Genomic DNA, 24,233 nt, shown 5'->3' with positions numbered 1-24,233 from the left:
GTGATGCGGGATGTCGCGGGCGGCCTTGGCTGGGACAGCCATGTACACGTCTTCGACGCGCAAGCCCCGATCGTGCCGGGCCACTACCGGCCGGTGGATCGATCGCTGGCAGACATCGAGCAACTGGCTGGGCACCATGGTGTCGCGCACCTGGTGCTGGTGCAACCCAGCGTCTATGGCTACGACAACACGGTGATGCTCGAAGCCCTGCGCCAGGGCAATGGCCGGCACCGAGGCGTCGCAGTGCTGGAGCCCCGCACGAGCGACGCGCAATTGGCATCGATGCACTCCCTCGGCGTGCGGGGCGTGCGGTTCAACCTTGTGTCGCCGGTTGGCAATGACAAGGACATCGACGCGCACTTCCATGCACTCGCCCCCCGCATCCAGGCGATGGGGTGGCATATGCAGTGGTACGCGCGGCCGGAGCATTGGCCCCGGATCGCAGACCTGCATGCCAGCTGCAAAGTAACTGCCGTGCTCGATCACCTCGCAGGCGTGGATGCGAACACGCAGTTGTCCAGCGAGAACCGGCAGGCACTCGAGCGACTTGTGCAAGGGGGCGCGTGGCTCAAGCTGTCGGGTTGGTATCGCCTCGCAGCACAGGCACCGTACGACTCTCTGGACGCCCGCATCGATCAGCTTGCGCAGTTGTTCTCCGGGCGCACAGTGTGGGGCTCCGACTGGCCGCACACGAGCTTCGCGCCTGACGCCTTGCCGGACTATGCGAGCGTCTGGGAGCCGGTCGCTCGTGTCATCGACGCAGCCCAGCAGGTGCAGATCATGCGCATTTCTCCCGAGGCGCTGTACCGCTGAAGACGGCCCAGGGCATCCATCGCAGTGCGTCGTCCAGGCGAATAGCCCCCTCCCCGACCGACAGCGACTCTCCAGTCAGCAGGTTCTCGAGCGTCACCGCGCCAACGCCTTCGGGAAGACACGCCGTCGTGCCCTTCCATCTCGTCGCCTCGGGAAGCGCCGGAATCGCACCCTCATCCGCACCGCGGCGCGAGAGATCGACGAACAACCGCCCCGCCACAACCACGAGCACCTGATCCTCATGCCTGCGCGCAAAGGCCACGACGTGCCTCGACAGCGGCCCCTCGACCGCCAGCGGCTCGTAGCTTCCTTCGCTGAACAGCAAAGGCTGCTCCCGCCGCAACGACAGCAGGCGCCAGATGAACCAGAGCTTGCCGCGTCCGTCATGCGGCGCCTCGACCATCGAGCGCACCCGCGCTGCCCGGCCATCCCCTTCCTGGCCAACCATTGCCCGCAGTGCGGCCAGCCGCCGCTGGCGCAGGGCGTAGTCCACCGGGCGCCGGTTGTCCGGATCGACCAGGCTCAGCTCGATGAGCTCGCTGCCCTGGTAGAGATCGGGCACACCGGGCGAGCTGTATTTCAGCAGCGTGAGCGTGAGGCTGTTCCATGCACCGAACCATGACAGCGTGTCAGCCAGCCGCTGGATGTCCGCAAGGCACTCGCCCTTTTCCGGATCGGCCAGCAGCTCGCGCACGAAACGCTCGAGCGCGGCCTCGTAGTCCGCATCGGGCTGGGACCATCGCGTGCGCAGCTTGGCCTCGCGGGCGGCCTTCTGCATGTATTGCCAGATGCGGTCGCTGTAGCCCGGCGCGGTGCCGGCGTCGAGCCCACCCAGAGGCAGGGTGCCGAGCAGCGTCTGGTACAGCAGGTATTCGTCGGCACGCGACGGCGCCTCGCCGCCGGCCAGCTTCTTCCGCGTGCCGCGGCACAGGCCATGCCAGCGCGTCAGCGCCAGCACCCACTCGTTGGGCATTTCGGACAGCACGTCGATCCGGTTGCGCACGTCTTCCGAACGCTTGTTGTCGTGCGTCGAAGTCGCCAGCATGGTGTGGGGCCAGCGCAGCGCGCGGTCGGCGCTCGCCGCGTGGAATGCGTCGACCTCGATGCCGAACAGGTCCGGCTCGCCGCCCACCTCGTTGAGCGAGCTGAGCGGAAAGTAGCGGTAGAAAGCCGTGTCTTCCACGCCCTTCGCCGCCACCGGTGCGCTGAACTGCTGGAAGCGCAATGCGAAGCGGCGCACCCGCTCGCCCAGCGCCGGCGAAGCGGAGGCAACCGCCTCCCCCCGCAGCGCGCACCGCACGAAATCGAAGATCGACCGGTCGGCATCCCCGCTCTGCCGGGCGGCTTCGTCGACGGCCTCGTCGATGAAGCGCCCGTCCTGTTCCGACGGCCGTTCGACGATGTAGGTCCGGTAGACCGGCATGCACGCACCGACATCCGCCAGCGCGCGGCGCAGCGCATTGAGCGTGTAGTCGCGCGTGCTGCGGTGGGCCCTTGCGATGCGCAGCAGCTCGGTCGACAACACGTTCAGCTCCGACGCGAGCGCATTGCGCATCACCTCGCGCCGGCCGGCACGCGACACCGAGGCGAAGTCTTCCATCTCGCCGGTGAAGCGTTGCCACGCGTGCACCACGCTCGCCTCGGCCGCGGTGTCGACCAGCACGCCGTTTGCCACGTTCGCAAAGCGATAGCCGGTGGTGCCGTGCACATGCCAGCTCTCGGGCACTTCCTCGTGCGCGCCGGCGATCTTCTCGGCCACCACGTACAGGGGCCGCGCGGGCCGCCCCTGCGCGTCGTGCGTGGGCAGCACCAGTCCGGCGCGTCGCGCATAGCCTTCCTGCAGCTTGCGGAAGTACTCGGCCGGGTCGTAGAGCCCGTCGGGGTGGTCGATGCGCAGGCCGTCCACCACGCCGGATGCGGCAAGGTCCAGCGCAAAAGACTGCGTGGCCTCGAACACCTCCTCACGCTCCATGCGCACGGCCGCGAGATCGTTGATGTCGAAGAAGCGCCGGTAGTTGATCTCGTCCGCCGCCACCCGCCAGTGCGCGAGCCGGTACGCCTGCAACTCGATGAGCTTGTGCAGTGCGTCGCGCGCTTCCGGCAATGCGAGGTTCAGTTCCGCCACCGACGCCACGAGCGCCTGCGCCACCGAAGGATGGCGCTGTGCCAGCCGCGCCAGCCGGGCCTTGAGCAATTCCTTGTCGCGCACGCGTTCTGCCTGTTCTTGCGCAGAGGCCGTGCCGCGCCCCGGCAGATGACCGAAAGCCGTCGACAGGCTCGCCAGCCGCCCCGACGCCGCTGCATCGCCCAGCCGCGCCAGCGCCCGTTCGAGCACCATGGGATAGCTCTCGGGCGCCAGCGGAAACCGGTGGTCGTAGTAGCCGATGGCAAAGCTGCCGCTCGCGTCCTCGAAGCGCAGGATCAGTTCGCCGTTCTCCAGCGCCTCGCCGTAGTGCACGCCCAGCACGGGCAGCAGCACCTTGCCGGTCAGCTCGACGTTGAGTGGCTGCCAGTCGATGTCGAAGTGCTGCGCGAACAGCGACGCGGGTCCGTTCTCCAGCACGTCCATCCACCACGCGTTGTCGGCGCCGAACACGCCCATGTGGTTGGGCACCATGTCCAGCAGCTGCCCGAGGCCGTTGGCCTTCAGCGCCGCGACGAAGCGCGCAAAGCCTTCTTCGCCACCGAGTTCGGGGTTGATCTCCGCATGCGCCACCACGTCGTAGCCGTGCATGCTGCCCGCGCGGGCGCGCTGGATCGGCGAGCAGTACACATGGCTCACGCCGAGCTTCGCGAGATACGGCAGCACACGGATCGCGTCGTCGAAGCCGAAGTCCTTGTGGAACTGCAGCCGGTAGGTGGCGCGAGGCACGCGAGTCGTCAGACCCGGCGATGCACTCCGCCCGGCCGATTCCACCTGGCGCGGCCGCGCCGCACGCAGGGCCTCGCCCAGCCCGCGCATGCGCTCGCCGCCGGCCAGCGCCGCCACCGGCTCGGGCAGCTTGCGCCGCCAGTTCGGATGCTCGTCCACCGTGCCGGGCATGTTGGCCTGCGCCACCACGCCTGCCACGTCCTCCAGCTGCACCATCATCAGCGCCGACGGCGCAGCCGCCAGAAAGGCGTGCGCCGCTTCCACGATGCGCGCGGACGGCATCGCGAGCCCGGCCGCCTGCGCCACTTCCTCGCGCAACAGCAGGCCCGCCTGCTGCAAGGCCTGCATCAACTCGATGCGCTCCTGCGCCCGGTCCATCAGCTGCTTGTCGAAGATCGCCGGATCGGGAAACAGGCCCAGCGCGAGCCGCTCGCGCAGGTCGTCGGCCGTCCACCAGCCCGCGAAGGTCGCGAGGTCGTGCGTGCTGATCGCGACCAGGGCAGCCGGCGGATAGGCCGCGGGCTGCGTGAAACGGCCGTCGCGCCGCTTCTCGAAATACAGCAGTCGGTAAGACAGCACGTCGGCCTGCGCCAGCGCATCGCGCACCGCATCTTCGACCGTGCCGAGATCCTCGCCCACGACCATGCAGCGGTGGCGGTGGCTCTCGATCGCCACGATGGCGAGCATCTCGTCGAGCGGGTAGTAGACGTACGCGCCCTCGCGCGCACCGCAGCCCTGCGGAATCCAGAACAGGCGCATGAGGCCCATCACGTGGTCGATGCGCAGCGCACCGGCGCCGCGCATGCCCGCGCGCAGCGTTTCGATGAAGAAGCGATAGCCATCGGTGCGCAGGCGGTCAGGGCGCAGCGGCGGCAGGCCCCAGCCTTGCCCGGCGGGGTTGAACTCGTCCGGCGGCGCGCCGACGCTGGCGCCTTCCGCAAACACCTGCTGCGCGCCCCAGGTGTCGGAGCCGGCGCGGTCGACCGACACCGCCAGGTCCACGTACAGGCCCACACCCATGCCGAGCGCATCGCAGCGCGCGGCCGCCCGTGCCAGTTGCCGGGTGGCCAGCCACTGAAGGTACTGGTGGAACTGCACGCGCTGCGCGTGCGCCACGGCGAATGCGGTCACCTCGGCGGAATCCGGATTCCTGTAGGCGACCGGCCATGCATGCCAGTCCCACGCGCCGCCTTCGGCTGCAAGAAAGTGCGCCTGCAGTGCTTCGAAAAGAGCGTGCTGCCGCAACGCTTCGCCGCGCTCCGCGACGAAGGCCAGAAACTCCCTGCCCGCCTCGTCGGGCGCGCCCTCCGGAGGCAGGTGCCGCGCGCAGAAGTGGCCGAAGAGCAATTCGAGCACTTCGAACTTCGCCGCGGCCACGCCCGCGTAATCCACCAGCTGCGTTGCACGCAGCGCGGCGAGCCGCGCCTGGAAGTCGGGCGAATGCACCCGCTCGCGGGCCGGGTCGCAGTCTGCAAAGCCATCCACCGCTTCCACGTCGATGTAGAGCACGTTGAGCTGCTGGCGCGACGACGGGCTGTACGGGCTCGCATTCGACGGCGTGCTCGCGAACAGCGCGTGCAACGGGTTGAGGCCGATGATGTCCGCGCCCTGCGCTGCCATGCGCACGGCGAGTTCTTCCAGATCGCTGAAGTCGCCGATGCCCCAGTTCCGTGGCGAGCGCAAGCTGTAGAGCTGCACTGCCGTGCCCCAGACGCGACCGCCATCGCGCACTGCGGGCGGCCGGTAGCAGCGGCCGGGCGTTGCAAGAACCAGCGTCTCGCCACGCAGACCTTCGATGCGCAGCCGGTGGTAGCCCGCTTCGAGCGCCAGCGGCATCTGCAGAACGCGCTCGCACAGCCAGATGCCGTCGATGTCGATACGGCCGGTCTCGGGCAACACCTCGGCATCGGCCTCGCCTTGCAATTCACGCCCCTGCTCGTCACCGAGCTGCCAGCGCAGCCGCCGCACGGACGCCGGCAGCCACAACGTCACCGACCACGCAGCGCTGCCGGCCTGCACGACCCGCACCGGCGGCAGCGCCTGCGCCCAGCGCGCGCGGTGTGCGGCCTCCAATGCGCGCCCCGCGTCGGCCGCGCCATCGAGCCGCACGCCGAACTCGGCCAGCAGCGCGATCAGGCTTTCAGCGGAAGCCTCGCGCCGCGCGCCGAAGGCATCGAAATAACCGGTGGCGATGCCGAAGTGCGCACACAGCCGCCCGAGATCGCCCGTCACAGGGCCGTGGCCTGCTTCATCCACCATGCAGCGCTTCCAGCGTCACGCGCACTGCGCCGCGCGCCAGGTGCAACGCCCCTTCGCGGTCGGTCGTCGCCCCGTCGCTGTAGACCACCTCGCCGGGTGGCGCCATAGCGCCCTCCACAGGCTGCGCCCCGAAATGAGCGAGCAGATGCAAGCGCGCCGACGCCATGTCCCACTGCACCTGGAGCATGTCGTTCTCGCACCGGTAGACGCCTGCGCCCGCCATGCCGGCCAGGCGCGGCACGATCAGGCGATGACGCAGATCCAGCAGCTGCTGCACCTCGCTGAGCCTCGAAAAATGCGCGCGTGTCCCGCGCTCGCGCCAGCGCAGCTTCGAGGCCAGGAAGGTCGCTTCGTCATTCGGGTCCGGAATGCGCGCGCGAGCGGCTTCGTCCGCAAACATCGCGAACCCGCCGAATTCCGCACGCCGCCCTTCGGACACCGCCGCCGCAAGCTCCGGCCCGAAGTGGCAGAAATACTGGAAAGGCGTGGAGGCCGCGAACTCGTCGCCCATGAACAGCATCGGCACGTGCGGCGACAGCAGCAGGCAGGCCAGCGCCGCGCGCACCAGCACCGGATCGCCGAGCGCGTGAATGCGCTCGCCGAAGGCGCGGTTGCCGACCTGGTCGTGCGTCTGCAGGAAGGACACGAACGCCTGCGGCGGCAACCGCGTGCTCGGCTCGCCGCGCCGCTCGCCATGCCTGAAAGCCGACGGCTGCCCCTGGTAGATGAAGCCCTCGGCCAGCGCGCAGGCGAAGCGGCACACCGGGTCGTCGGAATAGTCGGCGTAGTAGCCATCGCGCTCGCCGGTGGCCAGCACGTGCACCGCGTGGTGCAGGTCGTCGTTCCACTGCGCCGTGCCGGCCACGGGCATGCTGCGGCCGTCGCGCATCAGCATCGAGGCCTGGTTGGCGTCGTTCTCCAGCACCAGGTGAACGTGGCGCTCGCGGGCCGGCCCGGCATCGAGCGCCTCGCGGATCTCGTTCACGATGTGCGGCCGCGTCTCGTCGTGAATGGCATGAATGGCATCCATGCGCAGGCCGTCGAAGCGGAACTCCTCCACCCAGTAGAGCGCGTTGTGAATGAAAAAGTCGCGCACCGTGCGCGAGCCCGGCCCGTCGAAGTTGATCGCAGCGCCCCACGGCGTCTGGTGTCCGGGGTTGAAGAACTCGGGGCAGTACGCATGCAGGTAGTTGCCTTCCGGCCCGAAGTGGTTGTAGACCACGTCGAGCAGCACCATCAGCCCCAGCGAATGCGCCGTGTCGACCAGCGCCTTGAGTTCGTCGGGCGCGCCGTACGAGGCGTCGGGCGCAAACGGCAGCACGCCGTCGTAGCCCCAGTTGCGCTGCCCCGGAAAGTCTGCGAGCGGCATGAGTTCGATGGCGGTGATGCCGAGCTCGGCAAGTTCGCCCAGCCGTTCGCGCGCGGCACTGAAGCTCCCCTCTTCGGTGAAGGTGCCGACGTGCAGCTCGTAGACCACCGCTTCTTCCCAGGGGCGGCCGCGCCATGCGCCGTCGGTCCACTCGAAGCGCTGCGGGTCGATGACCGCGCTCGGGCCGTGCACGTCCTCGGGGTTGAAGCGCGACGCCGGGTCGGGCACGCGCGTGCCGTCGGGCAGCCGGTAGCGGTAGCTGTCGCCATGCCCCACCCCGGGCACGGCCAGGCGATGCCAGCCCTTGCCGTCGCGCGTCATCGGCTGCGACGAGGTTTCGCCAGCCACCGCGTGGTGTTCGAGCATGACGATTTCCGCCGACGGAGCCCAGAGCGCGAAGTCCGCGCCATCGGCATCCACCGTGGCGCCGAACGGCATGCGATGTGTATGAGCGCTCATTGGCGAACCTCCGTGCTTCGCACTGCGGTGCGAGCTTGCTTGGGGCGGCCCGGCGCTGCGCTCATGGCCGCACATCCGGCCGGCTCAGCACCACGAGCGAGCGGCATTGAAGTGGATAGCTGGGCTGCGCCCATGCCGGGGCGAGCGCGGCTGCGTCCTCGGTGGCGAGCGGCGGCGTGCTGCTGGCCGTATCGACCAGCAACCGCCACGCGCCGTGCGGCATCGGCGGCAGCGTGAAGGCGATCTCGTCGTGGTGTGCATTGAGCAGCACGAGAAAGTCGTCGTCGTGCTGCACCTCGCCGCGTGGCCCGCGGTCGGCAATGCCGCCACCGGGGATGTACATCGCGATGCAGCGCGCATTGGCGTCGTTCCAGTCTTCCGGCCGCATCTCCTGCCCGTCGGGCTTGAGCCAGTGAACGTCGGTCACGGTCTCGCCTTCCGCGGGCCTGCCCGCGAAGAAGGTGCGGCGCCGGAACGAAGGATGCGCGCGGCGCAGCGCCACCATGCGCTCGACGAAAGTCGCGAGCGCCAGCCGCTCGGGCGTGGAGGTCCAGTCGATCCAGCCGAGCTCGTTGTCCTGGCAGTAGACGTTGTTGTTGCCCTGCTGCGTGTGGCCGCGCTCGTCGCCCGCCAGCAGCATCGGAACGCCCTGCGACAGCAGCAGCGTGGCCAGCAGGTTGCGCTTCTGGCGTTCGCGCAGGGCCACAACTTCGGGGTCGTCGGTGGGGCCCTCGACGCCGCAGTTCCATGAGACGTTGTGGCTGTTGCCGTCGCGGTTGTCCTCGCCGTTGGCTTCGTTGTGCTTGTCGTTGTAGGAGACCAGGTCGTGCAGCGTGAAGCCGTCGTGCGCGGTGATGAAGTTGATGCTGGCGCTGGGCCGCTTGCCCGACCAGCCGTACAGGTCCTCGGAACCGGTGACGCGCTTGGCCACTTCGCCAATGAGCCCGCCGTCGCCTTTCCAGAAGCCGCGCAGGCCATCGCGGTACTGGTCGTTCCACTCCGCCCAGCCCAGCGGAAAGTTGCCGACCTGATAGCCGCCGTGGCCCAGGTCCCAGGGCTCGGCGATGAGTTTCACGCGGTTGAGCGTGGGGTCCTGGCGGATCGCATCGAAGAAGCCGCCGAGGTTCTCGACCTTGCCGGCCTCGCGCGCCAGCGCCGAGGCCAGGTCGAAGCGGAAGCCGTCGACGTGCATCTCCTCGGCCCAGTAGCGCAGCGAGTCCATCACCAGCTGCAGCGCGTGCGGATGCTCCAGGTTCACGGTGTTGCCGCAGCCCGTGAAGTCGTCGTAGTAGCGGCGGTTCTCTGCGTTGGCGATGTAGTACGAGGCGTTGTCCACGCCGCGCATCGACAGCGTGGGCCCGAGCTGGTTGCCTTCGCAGGTGTGGTTGTAGACCACGTCGAGGATCACCTCGATGCCCGCCGAGTGCAGCGTCTTCACCATGGTCTTGAACTCCTTCACCTTGCCCGAGGCGCTGTAGCGCATCTCGGGGGCGAAGTAGGCCAGCGTGTTGTAGCCCCAGTAGTTCTGCAGGCCCTTCTCGGCCAGGTGCCGGTCGTTGAGGAAGCTGTGCACGGGCAGCAGCTCGACCGTGGTCACGCCCAGGCGCTTGAGGTAGTCGACCACCGGCGCGCAGCCGAGTGCGGCATAGGTGCCGCGCAGCCCGGGTGGAACGTCGGGGTGCGTCATGGTGAAGCCGCGCACGTGCATCTCGTAGATCACCATGTCCTGCCACGGCACCGAGGGGCGGCGGTCGTCGCCCCAGGTGAAGGCGGTTTCGAGCACGCGGCCCTTGGGCATCAGCGGTGCGCTGTCGCGTCGGTCGAAGGAGAGGTCTTCGCGCTTGCTGCCCACGGTGTAGCCGTAGAGCGCATCGCCCCAGCGCAGGTCGCCCACCAGGTCCTTGGCGTACGGGTCGACCAGCAGCTTGTGGGCATTGAAGCGGTGCCCCTCCTCGGGCTTGTAGGGCCCATGCACGCGGTACCCGTAGGCCTGCCCGGGGCGCGCCTCGGGCAGGTAGCAGTGCCATACGCCGTCCGTGCGTTCGCGCATCAGGATGCGCTGCAGCTCCTGGCGGCCGCGCTCGTCGAACAGGCACAGCTCGACCTTGTCCGAGTGCTGCGAGAACAAGGCGAAGTTGACGCCCTCCCCGTCCCAGGTCGCACCACGGGGATAGGGCCGGCCGGGCCACACGGCGCTGATCGTCGGATTGGTTTTTCGTGTCATTCGGGTGCGTTCAGCGGGGTTCAGCGGGGTGGACGGTCGTTGTCGAAACGCGTGGGACTGCTGCTGCCGACGGTGGTCACGCTCGGCGATGCCTTGGTGTCCTTGATCTGCCGCGGCCACCAGCGCTCGATCTGGGCTTTTGCCCAATCCTTGCCGGCCAGCCCGAATGCCAGGGCCAACGCAAAAACCACGCCCGCCAGAATCACGAGGAAGCTCTCGCGCACGATGTCGCCGCCCACCTTGATCTGGTCGAGCGCGATGAGAATCACGAAGGCCATCACCGCGTACTGCGCGACCTTGCCGAAGAGCACCGCGTCCTGCATCTTCACGCCGCGGAAGTAGCTGCCCACCGCTTCGCCCACGAAGCGCGCGAAGTAGGAGCCGAAGGCCAGCACCAGCAGCGCCACGAACACGTTCGGCACGAACCAGACGATGCGCCCCAGCAGATCGGCGATGTAGCTCAGCCCCATGCCGTTGAAGGCGATGAGCAGCGAGGCCAGGATCACCAGCCAGTACGTCAGGATGCCGAACAGGCTGCTGGTGTCCCCCGCCAGCCCGCCCTGGCGCAGGAAGTTGTCGAGCCCGGCGCGTTCGGTGAGCACGTTGAAGTTGATGGCGCGCAGCGCCTTCGTCACCGCGAAGCGGGCCGCCTTGGCGACCAGCCAGCCGACGAATACCACCACCAGCCCGATCAGCAGGCGCGGAATGAAGGCGCCGACCTGGTAGAGGATGGCGCGCAGCGGCTCCAGGTGAATGCCGAAATTTTCCATGGTGTGTCTTCCGGTGAAGGGGTGGCGTCGGTGGTGTCAGGCGCGGGCCGGCTGGATCAGCGCGAGCACGCCGTGCAGCGGAACCTGCGCCCATTCGATGCGGTTGCCGAGCTCGTAGCGCAGCTCGTAGAGGGCCTTGTCGAGCTCGAACAGCGAGAGCAGTTCGGCATCGAGCGGCGCGCCGTCGGGCGGCGCCAGCGCGGCGCCGTAGCCGGCCAGGAAGGCGCCGCGCGTCGCCTGCTCCCAGGCGATGGCCGGCGCGGCCAGCCGCTCGGCTTCGTCAGTGCTCTGCGCCACCCGGCGCAGCGCCGACCAGCGGGCGTAGTTGAACGAGCGCAGCATGCTCGCCACGTCGCGCAGGGGCGAGCTCTTGGCGCGGCGCTCCTCGAAGCTGCGGGCAGGCTCGCCCTCGAAGTCGATGATGACGAAGTCGTTGTCCTTCACCAGCACCTGGCCCAGGTGGTAGTCGCCGTGGTAGCGGCTCTTGATGCCGCCGCCTTCCACCGGGTGCCGCGCCTGGATGCCGGCGTGCAGCGCATCGGCCGCTTCCAGCAGGTTGCGCGCATCGGCCTGCGCGGTGGACGGCAGCAGGTCGAGCCGTTCGCGCAACAACGCGAGCGTGGTCGTGGCGTCGTTCGCCGCATGCGTCTTGAAGCCGGCGAAATCGGCGGCGGCCAGCGGCTCGGGGTCGAAGGCGGCCGAGCCGGTGCGCATGGCGAGCGCGCGGTGCAACTCGGCAGTGCGCCGCCCCAGCGTGGCCATGAGTGCGAGGAAACCGCCGTGCACCGCGGACACGTCGGGCATGTCACCGTCGGTGGTGGCCACATCGCGCAGGAAGCGTTCCAGGTAGCCGAGCGTGTAGTCCCAGCCGTCGCCCTGGTTGGCCATGTAGCTCTGCACCATCGCGAGCGTCATCGTGCGCCCGTCGTTGGTCATGTACTCGAGCGCGCCGAGCACCGGCACGCAATGCGGGTAGCGCGCCACCTCGGTCAGGAAGCGGCCCATCTCCAGCTCGGGGTTGATGCCTTCGCGCACGTGACGGTAGCCCTTGAGGAACAGGGTCTCGTCCAGCGTGACCACGGTGTTGCTGCTCACGCCGCTCGGGCGGCCGACGGGCAGCGCGTCTATGTCGATGTCGGCGGCGATCTCCGCGAAGGCGGCCGTCGGCCTGAAGACCAGCTTGCCATTCAGCGTCGGCAGCTCGGTGCCGCTTGCGATGGCGTGCACCAGCGCGCGACAGAAGGCCTCGTCGTAGAAGGCATCGCCCATCAGGCCCACCTGCGCCTGCTGCCGCACCTTGGCGAGCGCGGCCTGCGCCACGCCGGCCATGCGCTCCTCGTCTCGCTCTTCCCAGGCCAGCGCAAGCGGCATGAAGTAGGTGGCGCCCCCGGCCGGGCCTTCGAGGTCGAGCAGCGACAGCATCCAGCTCAGGCCATTCACGTCCCACACGGCGTGGTCGAACAGCCGTGCGCGTTGGATGGCTGTGCCCTTGGAGGCGTACCAGCGCTGGATCTCGATGTGGCGCGGCAGCGTCTCCAGCTCGAACTGGTTGCGCATGCGCTCTGACATGCCGATGCGCCAAGGCATCACGCGGTCGCGGAAGAAGCTGGTCCAGCCGTCGAAGAGCACCAGCGTGGGCCACTCCTGCAGCGCCACGCCCTGCTCGTGCCAGCTCGGCGCGTCGGCCTCTGCCGTGAGCTTGAACCAGTAGAAGCCGTACGAGGCCAGCGTGAGCAGGTATGGCAGCTCGCCGATGGGCGGGAACGGCGCGCGGCCCAGCATCTCGATTGGCACGAAGCCCTTGAACTCCGACAGGTCGAGTTCCACCGGTTGCGCGGCGCGCGACAGGTTGAACACCGTGAGGATCACGTCGCCGTCGTACTCGCTCAGGTAGGCCAGGATCTTGCGGTTGCCCGGCTTCAGGAAGCGCCGCCTGCCGCGCCCGAAGGCATGGCTGGTCTTGCGCACGGCGAGCATGCGCTTGGTCCAGTTCAGCAGCGAGCTGCTGTCGCGCGCCTGCGTCTCGACGTTGAGCGCCTCGTAGCCGAACATCGGGTCCATGATCGGCTGCAGGTACAGGCGCTGCGGGTCGGCACGCGAGAAGCCGGCGTTGCGGTCGGGGCTCCATTGCATGGGCGTGCGCACGCCGTTGCGGTCGCCCACGAACACGTTGTCGCCCATGCCGATCTCGTCGCCGTAGTAGATGATCGGCGAGCCCGGCATCGACAGCAGCATGCCGTTCATGAGCTTCACACGGTCGAGGTCGTTCTCCATCAACGGCGCCAGGCGCCTGCGAATGCCCAGGTTGATGCGCGCGCGCATGTCGGCCGCGTACATGGTGTACATGTAGTCGCGCTCCTTGCTGGTGACCATCTCGAGCGTGAGCTCGTCGTGGTTGCGCAGGAAGATGGCCCACTGGCAGCCCTCGGGAATGTCGGGCGTCTGCGCCATGATCTCGACGATGGGGTGCCGGTCTTCCTGCGCGATGGCCATGTACATGCGCGGCATCAACGGGAAGTGATACGCCATGTGGCACTCGTCGCCATCGCCGAAATACTCGCGCACGTCCTCCGGCCACATGTTGGCTTCGGCCAGCAGGAAGCGGTTCTTGTACTCGGCGTCGATGGCCGCGCGCAGCTGCTTGATCACCGCGTGGGTCTCGGGCAGGTTCTCGTTGCTGGTGCCGTCGCGCTCCACCAGGTAGGGAATGGCGTCGAGCCGGAAGCCGTCCACGCCCATGTCGAGCCAGAAGCGCATGGTCTTCAGGATCGCCTCCATCAGCTTCGGGTTGTCGAAGTTCAGGTCGGGCTGGTGGCTGAAGAAGCGGTGCCAGAAGTACTGCTTGGCCACCGGGTCCCAGGTCCAGTTCGAGGTCTCGGTGTCGGTGAAGATGATCCGCGTGCCCTGGTAGAGCTGGTCGGTGTCGCTCCACACATAGAAATCGCGCTCGGGCGAACCGGGCGGCGCAAGACGCGCGGCCTTGAACCACGGGTGCTCGTTCGATGTGTGGTTGATGACCAGTTCGGTGATCACGCGCAGGCCCCGCTTGTGCGCCTCGGCCAGCATCTCGCGGAAGTCGTCGAGCGTGCCGTACTGCGGGTGCACATCTTCGTAGCCGGAGATGTCGTAACCGTCGTCGCGCAGCGGCGAGGGATAGAACGGCATCAGCCAGATGGTGTTGACGCCCAGCTCCTTCACGTAGTCGAGCTTGGCGGTAACGCCCTTGAAGTCGCCCATGCCGTCGTTGTTGGAGTCGAAGAAGGCCTTGACGTTGAGCTGGTAGATCACCGCGTCGCGATACCACAGCGGATCGTCGCTGGTGTCGATCTCGACGGTCTCTAGTGCGATGTGGGAGACGGGTGCGTTCATGGGCAGGCGACCTCACAGGAAGTAATCGAAGTCGCGCTCGTCGCCGTGGCGGCGACGGACCACGAAGATGTGCGCGGGCACGCTGTGGGGATCGAGCCGCACGTAGTGCCAGTCGCCCTGCCAGGTGAAGCGCTGGCCGCTGAGCAGGTCGTGCATCTGGAAGCTGCGCCCGGCCGGCACGCCCACGCTGCCGGGTTCCAGCCCGAGCCAGCCCGACTGCATGTTGTGCAGATCGAGGTTGACCACGGTGACGATCACGTTGTCGCCGTCGGGCGATTCCTTGGCATAGGCCAGCAACTGGTCGTTGTCGATGTGCAGGAAGCGCAGGCCCCTGTCCCGGTGCAGCGCCGGGTTCTCGCGGCGGATGTGGTTCACCCGCGCGATGAAGGGGGCGAGGCTTGCGGGGTCGTCGTGGTTCCAGTGGCGCAGCTGGTATTTCTCGGAATCAAGGTATTCCTCGCTGCCGGGTCCGCGCGGCAGGTGCTCGAGCAGCTCATAGGCCGGCCCGTACATGCCGTAGTTGGCTGCGAGCGTGGCGGCCAGCACCAGCCGCGACATGAACATGGCGGGCTCGCCGGCCTGCAGCTGCTCGTGCAGGATGTCGGGCGTGTTGGGCCACGCGTTGGGTCGGAAGTAGTCGACGCCGGGGCCGCTCGAGAGTTCGGTGAAGTACTCCTGCAACTCCTCCTTCGTGTTGCGCCAGGTGAAGTAGGTGTACGACTGCGAGAAGCCCAGCTTCGCGAGCCGGTGCATCACTTTCGGCCGCGTGAAGGCTTCGGCCAGGAAGATCACGTCGGGGTGCACCCGCTTCACCTCGCCGATGGCCCACTCCCAGAACGGAAAGGCCTTGGTGTGGGGGTTGTCCACGCGAAAGATGCGCACACCCTGCGCGATCCAGTGGTCGAACACGCTCTTGAGTTCGGCCCAGAGGCCGCGCCAGTCTTCGCACTCGAAGTTGAAGGGATAGATGTCCTGGTACTTCTTGGGCGGGTTCTCGGCGTACTGCACGCTGCCGTCGGGGCGCCAGCGGAACCAGTCGGGGTGCGCCTTCACGTAGGGGTGGTCGGGCGCGCACTGGAAGGCGATGTCCAGCGCGATCTCCAGGCCGTGCTCCGCCGCGCGTGCGAGCAGGTGCCTGAAGTCTTCTTCGGTGCCAAGCTCCGGAAGGATCGACTTGTGCCCGCCTTCGGCCGCACCGATGGCCCACGGGCTTCCCACGTCGCCGGGACCGGCTTCGAGCGCGTTGTTGGGGCCCTTGCGCTGCTCGCGGCCGACGGGGTGGATCGGCGGAAAGTACAGCACGTCGAAGCCCATGGCGGCGATGGCCGGCAGGCGCGCTTCCACGTCCCTGAAGGTGCCGTGCACGCCGGGCGCGGGGCCGGTCGAGCGCGGGAACAGCTCGTACCAGGTACTGAAGCGCGCGCGCTCGCGGTCGGCCACCAGCGGCAGCTCGACCGGGTGGCGCACCTGATGCCGGCGGTCTGGATGGCGGCGCGCCAGCTCGGCGTACTCGTCGTCGAGCGCCAGCGCCTTCAGCGAGACGACGTCGTACGCGGGGCTGGCCGCCACGGCATCGAGCTCGGTGGCCCAGCGGTTCAACGCGGTGCGGTCGGCGCCTTCGGCGCGCGCGGCGGCGGCCGCAATCTCCAGTGCACCGACCTGCGCGGCAATGCGCACGTCATCGGGGTCGACGCGCCGCGTCATCTCGCTGCGCCACGACTCGAACGGGTCCACCCAGGCGACTGCGGTATAGACATAGCGCCCGATCGATGGCGGTGAAAACGTGGCCTCCCACACGTCGTTGCCGAGCGGCTTCATCGGCACTTCGCGGAATGCGGCCTGGGCTTGGTCGTGCGCGCGCCAGCACAGCTGCACGCGCAGCACATCGTGCCCGTCGGTGAAGCAATGAGCGCGAACCCGCACCCGCTCGCCGGCCACGCATTTCACCGGGAAGCGGCCGTTGTCCACGCACGGCAGCACGGCGTCGATGACCGCGCGGACCGCGCCGTCGTCGAAGTCGATGTCGGTCCCGGCCGCTGCGGGGGCGGGCTTGGTCGAGAAAATGTTCTTCATCAGGGACGGTGCTCCAGGATCAGCGTGGACAGCGGCGGCAAGGTGATGCACACCGATTGCCTGCGGCCATGGGAACGCACGGGCGCCGCTTCGACGCCCCCGAAATTGCCCCAGCCCGCCCCGCCGAACTCCGCCGCGTCGGTGTTGATCAGCTCGCGCCAGTGGCCGCCCAGCGGCACGCCGAGCAGGTAGTTGGTGCGCGGCACCGGGGTCATGTTGCTCACCGCCAGCAAGGGCGGACTGCCGTCGCTCGCCTTGCGCAGGAAGGCGAACACGCTGGTGTCGGTGTCGTCGGCCGCGACCCACTCGAACCCCGAGGACGAAAAGTCGACCTGGTGGAGCGCGGGCGCACCGCGGTAGACGCGGTTGAGCTGGGCCACAAGGCGCTGCAGGCCGCGGTGCCCTTCCTGTTCGCAGACCCACCATTCGAGCTCGCCGTCGTGTGTCCACTCGCGTCGCTGGCCGAACTCGCCGCCCATGAAGAGCAGCTTCTTCCCCGGATGCGCCCACATGAAGCCGTACAACGCGCGCAGGTTGGCGAACTGCTGCCAGGCGTCGCCGGGCATCTTGTTGAGCAGCGAGCCCTTGCCGTGCACCACCTCGTCGTGCGAGAGCGGCAGCACGAAGTTCTCGTGGAAGGCGTACATCAACGCAAAGGTCAGCTTGTGATGGTGGTACTTGCGGTGGACCGGGTCCTGCTTCATGTAGGCCAGCACGTCGTGCATCCAGCCCATGTTCCATTTCTCGCCGAAGCCCAGGCCGTCCATGTCGGTGGGCCGTGACACGCGCGGCCACGCGGTCGATTCCTCGGCCACCGTGATCGTGTCGGGGTGCTCGCGGTACACGGCGCGGTTCAGCGTCTGGAGGAAGTCGATGGCCTCCAGGTTCTCGCGGCCGCCGTGGCGGTTGGGAATCCACTCGCCGTGCTCTCGCGCGTAGTCGAGGTACAGCATCGACGCAACAGCGTCCACGCGCAGCCCGTCGAGGTGGTACACGTTCAGCCAGAACAGCCCCGACGACACCAGGAAGCTGCGCACCTCGGGCCGGCCGTAGTTGAAGATGCTGGAGTTCCACTCCGGATGGAAGCCCTGGCGCGGATCGGCGTGTTCGTAGAGATGCGTGCCGTCGAAATACCCGAGCCCGTGCTCGTCGGTCGGAAAGTGCGAGGGCACCCAATCGAGCAGCACGCCAATGCCCTGCTGGTGCAGGTGGTCGACGAGGTACATGAAGTCCTGCGGCGACCCGAAGCGCGCGGTGGGCGCGAAGTAGCCGGTGGTCTGGTAGCCCCACGAACCGTAGAAGGGATGCTCGGTCACGGGCATGAGCTCCACGTGCGTGAAGCCCATCTCGTTCACGTAGGCGGCAAGCTGGTGCGCCATCTCGCGGTAGTCGAGAAACAACCCATCGCGGCGCCGCCACGAGCCCAGGTGCACCTCGTAGACCGACATGGGGGCGTCCAGCGCATTGCGCGGCCCGCGCGTCGCCATCCACTTGGCGTCACCCCATTCGCAAGAAAGTTCGCAGATGCGCGACGCGGTGGCGGGCGGCGGCTCCGCGCTGAAGGCGACAGGGTCGGCCTTGTCGACCGTGTAGCCGCCATGGCGGGAACGGATGCGGTACTTGTAGGCCTGGCCGATCGCGGCATGGGGAACCTGCCCTTGCCATATGCCCGTGCCGTCGGGGCTAGGTGCCAGCGGGTCGGCGTCGCCGGACCAGTAGTTCCAGTCGCCGACCACCGAGACGGACTCCGCATTCGGCGCCCACACCGCGAACCGTGCGCCGCCCTCTTCCAGAGGGTGGCAACCCAGCAGGTCGTACAGGCGGGAGTGGGTTCCCTCGCGGAAAAGATAAGCGTCTCGCTCGCTCTGGAGTGAATGGTTCGACTGCACCGGCGCTCCTGTTGAAGGCCTGCGGAACTGTTGTTCGAAGACCGACTTCGGTTCTCGCATGGCCTGTGCCAATTTGCAGGCGTGCGGCACGCCGCGGTTACGGTCTGCGCCGCCTCGCCGTGTCGGAGAGTTGCCCGAGTCGCCCGCCGGTGCGCACGCCGGCGGGTGATAAAAAGACAGCCCCAGGCCACGATGTGTGTTCATGACCGACCTTGATGCCCCCGCGCTCGCATTGCTCGACACCTGCTCGCAGGCTTCTCTCGCGCTTCTGGAACGAAACCTGACGCCGCACGGCATCCTCGCGGCGCTGCGGACCGAAGCCGCCGAGGCACGGCGCTACACGCGAATCTTCGGACGCGACGCCGCGATATGCGTGATCGCGATGTGCGGCAGCGGCGTGCCCGCGCTGGAACAAGGTGCGGTGGCCAGCCTCGACGCGCTCGCGGCGCAACAGGCGGCCAACGGGCAGATTCCCAAATACGTCGACCCCGAAGGGCGCGATGCCGACTTCTGGTACCTGGGCTGCATCGACGCCACCCTGTGGTGGCTGATTGCCGTGGACCACGTGCGCCGCCATGGGCAGGTCGGCCCGTCGCACTGGGCCCGCGAAGTGAGCCGCGCGGTCGACTGGCTACTGGCGCAGGAGCACCAGCACTTCCGGCTGCTGCAGCAGAACGAAGCCAGCGACTGGGCCGACATCATGCCGCGCTCGGGCTACGTGCTGTACAGCAACGCGCTCTGGTATGAGGTCAAGCGCCGCTATGCGCTCGATCATGCCGAGGCGACGCAGCACCACTTCAACCACCTGTTCAATCCGTTCCAGCGCGACCTGCCCGAATACCACCGGGCCCGGCTGCTGCAGCACTATGCGCGCCGCGGCCGGCGCGACCCGGGCCTGTACCTCAGCTTCGTCAACCTGGCCGTGGTCGGCGACGAAGGGGACGTGTTCGGCAACGTGCTGGCCATACAGAGCGGGCTGGCCGATCCGGCCATGGCACACCGCATCGTCGACACCATCACGCAGGCGCATGCCGGCGAGCCCTACCCCGTGCGCGTGGTGCTGCATCCGCTGTCGCGCCAGCACCCGCTGTGGCGGGCCTACATGGGGCGCCATCAGCAGAACATCGTGCACCAGTACCACAACGGTGGCATCTGGCCCTTCGTGGGCGGCTTCTGGGTGATGGCGCTCGCCAGGCTGGGCTTGCATGAACAGGCCTGGTCCGAGCTCGTTCGGCTGGCGCAGGTCAACGCGCTCGACGACTGGCGTTTCACCGAGTGGTTCCACGGCCGGACGCTGGCGCCCATGGGCATGGCCGGGCAGAGCTGGAATGCCGCGACCTTCCTGCTCGCCCGGCGCGCCTTGCTGGGCGGCGAGGCGGCTTACTGACGCCCCCCGGCCAAGCCCCCGCCTAAGCAGCACTGCCCCATCCGCCTCCAAGGGCCTTGTACAGATTGACCGTGTTCACGGCCGCCTTGAGCTGCAGTTCGATCAGCTGCTGCTGCTCGGCATAGAGTTCGCGCTGCGCGTCCTGGCTGGAGAAGTAGTCCTCCATGCCGCTGCGAAAGCGCGTGCGCGAAATGCTGGCCACCTTCTCGAGCGCCTGCACGCGTGCCTGCTGCGCCTCGAGTTGCGGGAGCAGATGGTCGTCGGCAATCAGGGCGTTGGCAGTTTCGCGAAAAGCCACTTGCGCCGCGGATTCGTAAGAGGCCATTGCTGCCGCGAGCCGCGCTTCGTTGCCCTTGACATTGGCCGACCGGCTCCCCCAGTCGAACAGGGGCAACGACACGCCCAGCACGCCGGCCCAGCTGCTGTTGCTGCCATTCAGCAGCGTCGACAGCTCCCGGCTGACCCCGCCCGTGAGGGCCGTCAGCGAGATGGTCGGCAGCATGGCGGCCTTGGCAGCGCCCACGCCCGAATTGGCGGCTTCGACGCGTGCATAGGCCGCCAGCAGGTCGGGCCGACGCTGCAGCAGGCTGGAGGGCAACCCGGGCGCGACCTGCGCGGTGGAACGCTGCGGCCAGGGCCGGGCGGCGCCCGTGTCCGGCGGCACGGGTTGGCCCACCAGCACGTTCAGCCCCTGCAGATCCTGGGCGACGCGCATGCGGAACTCTTCCTGCCGCACCCGGGCGTTCTGCAACAGCGATTGCGCGCGATAGACGTCCAGCTGCGCAGCACCGCCGACCGCCTTGGCGCGTCCGATCATGTCGGCATTGGCGTTCAGCGCGGCCTCGTTGGTGTCGGCCAGACTCAGCAAGGCGCGGTCTGCGCGCAACGTGAGGTAGGCATTCGACACCTCGCCCACCAGGTTCATGCGCGCTGCAGCGTAGTCCTTGTCGCCGGCCTCGGCCAGGGAGCCGCTTTGCTGCGCGCTGCTCTGCTGGCGGCCGAAGAAATCGAGCTCGTACGAGGTCACGCCGGCCTGGATGTCGAAGCTGTTGGAAACGCTCCCGTCGGACGGCAGGTTGCCGACCGGGCTGAGCGAGCCCTGCGGCGTGGTCTGCGCCCGCTGGGCATGGGCCGACAGTCCCAGTGGCGGGAACAGCGAGGCGCGGCTTCCGGCATACACGGCCCGCGCTTCGCGTGCCTTCGCGGCATAGACGCGCAGGTCGCGGTTGCGATCCAGCGCGGTTGTTATCAGCCCCCGCAGCTCGTCGTCCTGCACGAAGCCGCGCCAGTCCACGGGATCCGCGGCCGGCCGCGTCGCGCCGGCCGGCCATTGCGAAGGCATCGACAGGTCGGGCTGCTTGAGTGGCGGCGTGAAATTGCATCCGCTCACCACCAGCAGGATGCACACCGCCAGCACCAGCAGGAACAGCCGCAGGCTCAGGCGCACGAACCCTGCTTCGGGCGACCGGAAGCCCGCGCTCGCGAGCAGCGCCGACGCGGCCCGCCATGGCCGCACCTGAACGGCAACGTGGCTCGGAGGCACATTGAACACGTGGCTCACAAGATGCTCGCGCTGCGCCTCGGTGCCGGCAAACCGCAGTTCGGCGCCGGCACGGCTGCGGCCAGCAAGTCGGGCCGGTAGCCAGCCGACGGGGTCGATGTAGACCTCCAGCAGCTGCCCGATGTGCAGGCGCTTGAACAAGCCACCCCCCTCCATCAGTGCGCCGTCCGAAGCGATGTTGACGAAGCGCGAATCGCCCTCTCCCGCCGCGGTGCGGATACGGGTGCGAGCGCGCCAGGGGAAGCGCTCCTCCTGCTCCGGCCGGGGCAGGTCGATGCAGGCGATGAGCGCACCCAGGCAGAGGATCAGCGCAATGCCGGTCCACACGAGATTGAGCTCGTCGCCGGGCGTGAGCGCCGCACCGCGCATCACAGCCGATGCGCCCCCGCCCTGCAGCGCAACCAGCAGCCCGCCGAACACGGCGACCAGCTTCCAGTGCACGACGGTCCTGGTGCGATCGAGCCCCTTGGCCGTCACCTTGAACGGGCGACCGAAGGGCCGCACCATCGCGCTGGCCAGCGTGCCGGTGACGGCCATCGCCGCCACAAGCTGGCTCACCTCGCTGAACACGGGCAGACAGCGCCGCTGGCTGATCCAGTAGCTGTAGGCCCAGAACATCATGAGCGGCGGCAGCCCGTAGGCGGCGAAGGCCTGCGGCGTGGCGTGAAAGACCGAGACGCCGGCATACCAGTACAGCACCGGCGCCAGCACGATCAACGCCATGAAAGGCTTGCCGAGCCAATGCAGCACCCCGTGCAGAAAATGCAGCCGCGCCGAGAGGCTGTAGCCGCTGCCGCGCAACGGCCCTTCGGGCAGCAACGCGAGCTGCACCGTGCCCAGGCACCAGCGGCTGCGCTGGTTGATGTAGTCGACGATGCTCTCGGCCGACAACCCGTTCGACAGCCGCTCGCCCAGCCAGCGCGTGACGTGGCCGTGCCGCAGCAGCAGGTAGGTGGTGTGGATGTCTTCGCACACGCTGCCGACCGGAAAGCCGCCCGCGGCGGTGATCAGGTCGCGCCGCACGATGAACGACGTGCCCACGCAGAAGGCGGAATCCGCCGCGTCCTTCGCCGGCTGCAGCACGTCGAAGAACACGCGCTGCTCGTCGACCCAGCTGTCGGTGGCGCGCAGGTTGTGCTGGATGGGGTCGGCGTTGTAGTAGAACTGCGGCGTCTGCACCAGCCCGACACGGCGGTCCCCGAACAGCCCGAGCATGCGGTAGACGATCTCGCGCTGCGGCGCGAAGTCTGCGTCGAGCACAAGGATGTAGGGCGCATTGGTCACGTCCGCCGACAGGCGCAGCCCGTTGTTCAGGTTGCCGGCCTTGGCGTGGCTATTGTCGGGCCGCCGCGCATAGTGCACGCCGCGGCGCTCGCAATAGTCGCGCAGCCAGTCGCGCCGGGTGTCGTCGAGCACCCAGACCTTCAGCTGCGGGTAGTCGATGGCCTGGGCGGCAATGATGGTCTTCTCCAGCACGGCCAGCTCTTCGTTGTACGTGCAGATGAAGACGTCCACCGCCGGCACCTGCCCGCCGCGAGCACGCAGCAGGGCCTCTCCCCGGTCGGCCAATGACTGGTTGTCGCGACGCTTCACCAGCATGTGGATGGACATCAGCGTGTAGACGATGGCGGTCATCTCGAAGCAAAGGAACACCCAGGCGAACAGTGTTTCGAAGCCGAGGTCCGAAGGCGGCATGGTGGCGACCACGCGCCAGGCTGCGTACCGCAGCAGCAGCAGCGCGGTCAGCGCGCCGAACAGCGCGCGATGGGTGATGCGATCGACCCTGGCCCAGGTCATCAGGAGCAACGCGAGCCCCGCGACGAGTGCGTTGAGCTGGAATTCCGGTGTGGCGATCAGGCTGGACATGATGGAATGACTCCCGGTGCGGCGGTCTTGCCGGTGAAGGGGTTGAAACCCGTGGCAGCCAGGGCGATCCACGCAGTGGCCCCCAGGTGCGGCCAGCGGTAGTAATAGAAGTCCGCGCCGGCCGAGTCGGGGCCGATGGCCAGGCCGGTGGAAATGCGCGAACTCGGCGTTGCGTAGTACAGGCCGTTGCCGGCGCGTTGCGATGCGAGCAATTGCCACAGCGCCTCGGGCGCCGAGCCTGTGCGCGCCACCAGCGTGGCGGCGGCCTGCGCGCTGCCTTCGGTCCAGATGCCGTCGGGATTGCGCGAGAAGCCGTAGCCCACCTCGAAGCGATGGTGCTTCTCCACCCATTCGAGCCCGCGGGCCCAGGCACAGGAACCCTCGGGCGCTGCCAGCAGTGGCCACAGTTGCGCATCCAGGCCCGAGCTCTCGGTGGAGATGGTCGCGCCGTCTTCCTTGGTGCCGATGTTGAAACGCTGCTCCGACGGATTCCACATGCGTCCCACGAAGTCGAGCGCTGTGCGCGCCTGTCGTTGCTCCGGCCCGCCCTGCTGGCCGGCGGCACGCGCAGCCCAGGCGGCCGCCATGGCGATGTCGATGTTGTGCTCGGTGGACTTCCAGGTCTGGGCGCGCTGCGCGTTGTCCCAACCGTAGCGCCCGCCGTTGTAGCCATCCACACCGTTCGTGGCGCGCGTGTTCTGCTCGGTCCAGGCCAGCAGCTTGCGTGCGGTCGCCAGATAGGCCGGCGACGGCTCGACCTGGAACAGGTTCAGCATGAGCAACGCGGCCCAGGCCACATTGCCGGTGGCGGTGCTGACCTGGTAGGCGTCGGCAATCCACTGCTTGCGGCCTGCGTCCCAGCGGCCGGGCAGCGCGGGCTTTTCTTCGGTGACAGGCCCGGCACGATAGGCGTTGCGCACGCGCCCGTCGGTGAAGTTCTGGTCGTGCGCAACGGCACGCACCACGGCATCGCCGATGCGCCTGGCGGCGGCACGGTCGCCGCAGGCCAGCAGCGCGATGCCGGCCAATGCGTTGTCGTAGGTGAAGGCGGCGCCCGCCAACGCGGGCTCGAACGGCGGCTCGCCCTGTCCGGCGTCCGTCGGCCTGTAGCTGTTGAGGAACAACGGCCCCGACGCGACGCCCGCCTGGTCGTGCGCGACCGCGCGCCGCAACCCGTCGCAGCTGTCACGTGCGAGCGCCTGCTGCGTGGCGCCGGGCTGGGCCGCCGAAGTCGCCGCTGCCGCGCAGGCCAGCGCCATCGATGCGACGGTGCACCGCATGCACCGCATCCGTGCGCGGGAAAAAACGGAGATCGGCATGTC

General features: G+C 68.3%; 11 protein-coding genes. 2 read left to right on the top strand and 9 right to left on the bottom strand.

Annotation, left to right across the window (positions count from 1 at the left end):
• The first annotated feature begins 3 nt into the window (after positions 1-3).
• A complete protein-coding gene (locus ACTG4X_RS14540) occupies positions 4-813 on the top strand; it encodes an amidohydrolase family protein (RefSeq protein WP_440534141.1) in 810 nt (269 codons plus the stop codon).
• Here ACTG4X_RS14540 and ACTG4X_RS14535 read toward each other — a convergent pair.
• The 7 genes from ACTG4X_RS14535 to glgB form a co-directional block, all read right to left on the bottom strand.
• A complete protein-coding gene (locus ACTG4X_RS14535) occupies positions 779-5,944 on the bottom strand; it encodes a malto-oligosyltrehalose synthase (RefSeq protein WP_440534140.1) in 5,166 nt (1,721 codons plus the stop codon). The two genes, ACTG4X_RS14540 and ACTG4X_RS14535, sit on opposite strands and share 35 nt — an antisense overlap.
• Positions 5,934-7,772, bottom strand: a complete 1,839-nt coding sequence (treZ, locus tag ACTG4X_RS14530; RefSeq protein ID WP_440534139.1) for a malto-oligosyltrehalose trehalohydrolase — start codon at positions 7,770-7,772, stop codon at positions 5,934-5,936. Before treZ ends, ACTG4X_RS14535 begins: the two co-directional genes overlap by 11 nt.
• Before the next feature lie 61 nt (positions 7,773-7,833).
• Positions 7,834-9,996, bottom strand: a complete 2,163-nt coding sequence (glgX, locus tag ACTG4X_RS14525; RefSeq protein ID WP_093176597.1) for a glycogen debranching protein GlgX — start codon at positions 9,994-9,996, stop codon at positions 7,834-7,836.
• Between the two features lie 20 nt (positions 9,997-10,016).
• Positions 10,017-10,766 carry a mechanosensitive ion channel family protein gene (locus tag ACTG4X_RS14520; RefSeq protein WP_440534138.1) on the bottom strand — a complete coding sequence of 250 codons (750 nt, stop codon included), beginning with the start codon at positions 10,764-10,766 and terminating at the stop codon, positions 10,017-10,019.
• Between the two features lie 36 nt (positions 10,767-10,802).
• Entirely contained in the window at positions 10,803-14,135 is a 3,333-nt protein-coding gene (treS, locus tag ACTG4X_RS14515) for a maltose alpha-D-glucosyltransferase (protein WP_440534137.1), read from the bottom strand.
• A gap of 12 nt (positions 14,136-14,147) precedes the next feature.
• The gene (locus tag ACTG4X_RS14510) at positions 14,148-16,208 is read right to left on the bottom strand and encodes an alpha-1,4-glucan--maltose-1-phosphate maltosyltransferase (protein WP_440534136.1); all 2,061 of its coding nucleotides are present in this window, start codon (positions 16,206-16,208) and stop codon (positions 14,148-14,150) included.
• Positions 16,208-18,097, bottom strand: a complete 1,890-nt coding sequence (gene glgB / locus ACTG4X_RS14505; RefSeq protein ID WP_440534135.1) for a 1,4-alpha-glucan branching protein GlgB — start codon at positions 18,095-18,097, stop codon at positions 16,208-16,210. Before glgB ends, ACTG4X_RS14510 begins: the two co-directional genes overlap by 1 nt.
• 202 nt (positions 18,098-18,299) lie before the next feature.
• On the opposite strand from glgB, the gene ACTG4X_RS14500 reads away from it, so the two are divergent.
• Complete coding sequence (locus tag ACTG4X_RS14500) at positions 18,300-19,484, top strand: amylo-alpha-1,6-glucosidase (protein WP_093176591.1); 1,185 nt, start codon at positions 18,300-18,302, stop codon at positions 19,482-19,484.
• 22 nt (positions 19,485-19,506) lie between these two features.
• On the opposite strand, the gene ACTG4X_RS14495 is transcribed toward ACTG4X_RS14500, so the two are convergent.
• Both ACTG4X_RS14495 and ACTG4X_RS14490 read right to left on the bottom strand, forming a co-directional pair.
• Positions 19,507-22,911, bottom strand: a complete 3,405-nt coding sequence (locus ACTG4X_RS14495) for an efflux transporter outer membrane subunit (protein ID WP_440534134.1) — start codon at positions 22,909-22,911, stop codon at positions 19,507-19,509.
• Positions 22,899-24,230, bottom strand: a complete 1,332-nt coding sequence (locus ACTG4X_RS14490) for a hypothetical protein (RefSeq protein WP_440534133.1) — start codon at positions 24,228-24,230, stop codon at positions 22,899-22,901. Before ACTG4X_RS14490 ends, ACTG4X_RS14495 begins: the two co-directional genes overlap by 13 nt.
• Positions 24,231-24,233 lie beyond the last annotated feature (3 nt).

The sequence above is a fragment of the Variovorax sp. YR566 genome (genome assembly GCF_051992195.1).
GTDB lineage: Bacteria > Pseudomonadota > Gammaproteobacteria > Burkholderiales > Burkholderiaceae_C > Variovorax.
This window is presented reverse-complemented; position numbering and strand designations above follow the sequence as displayed.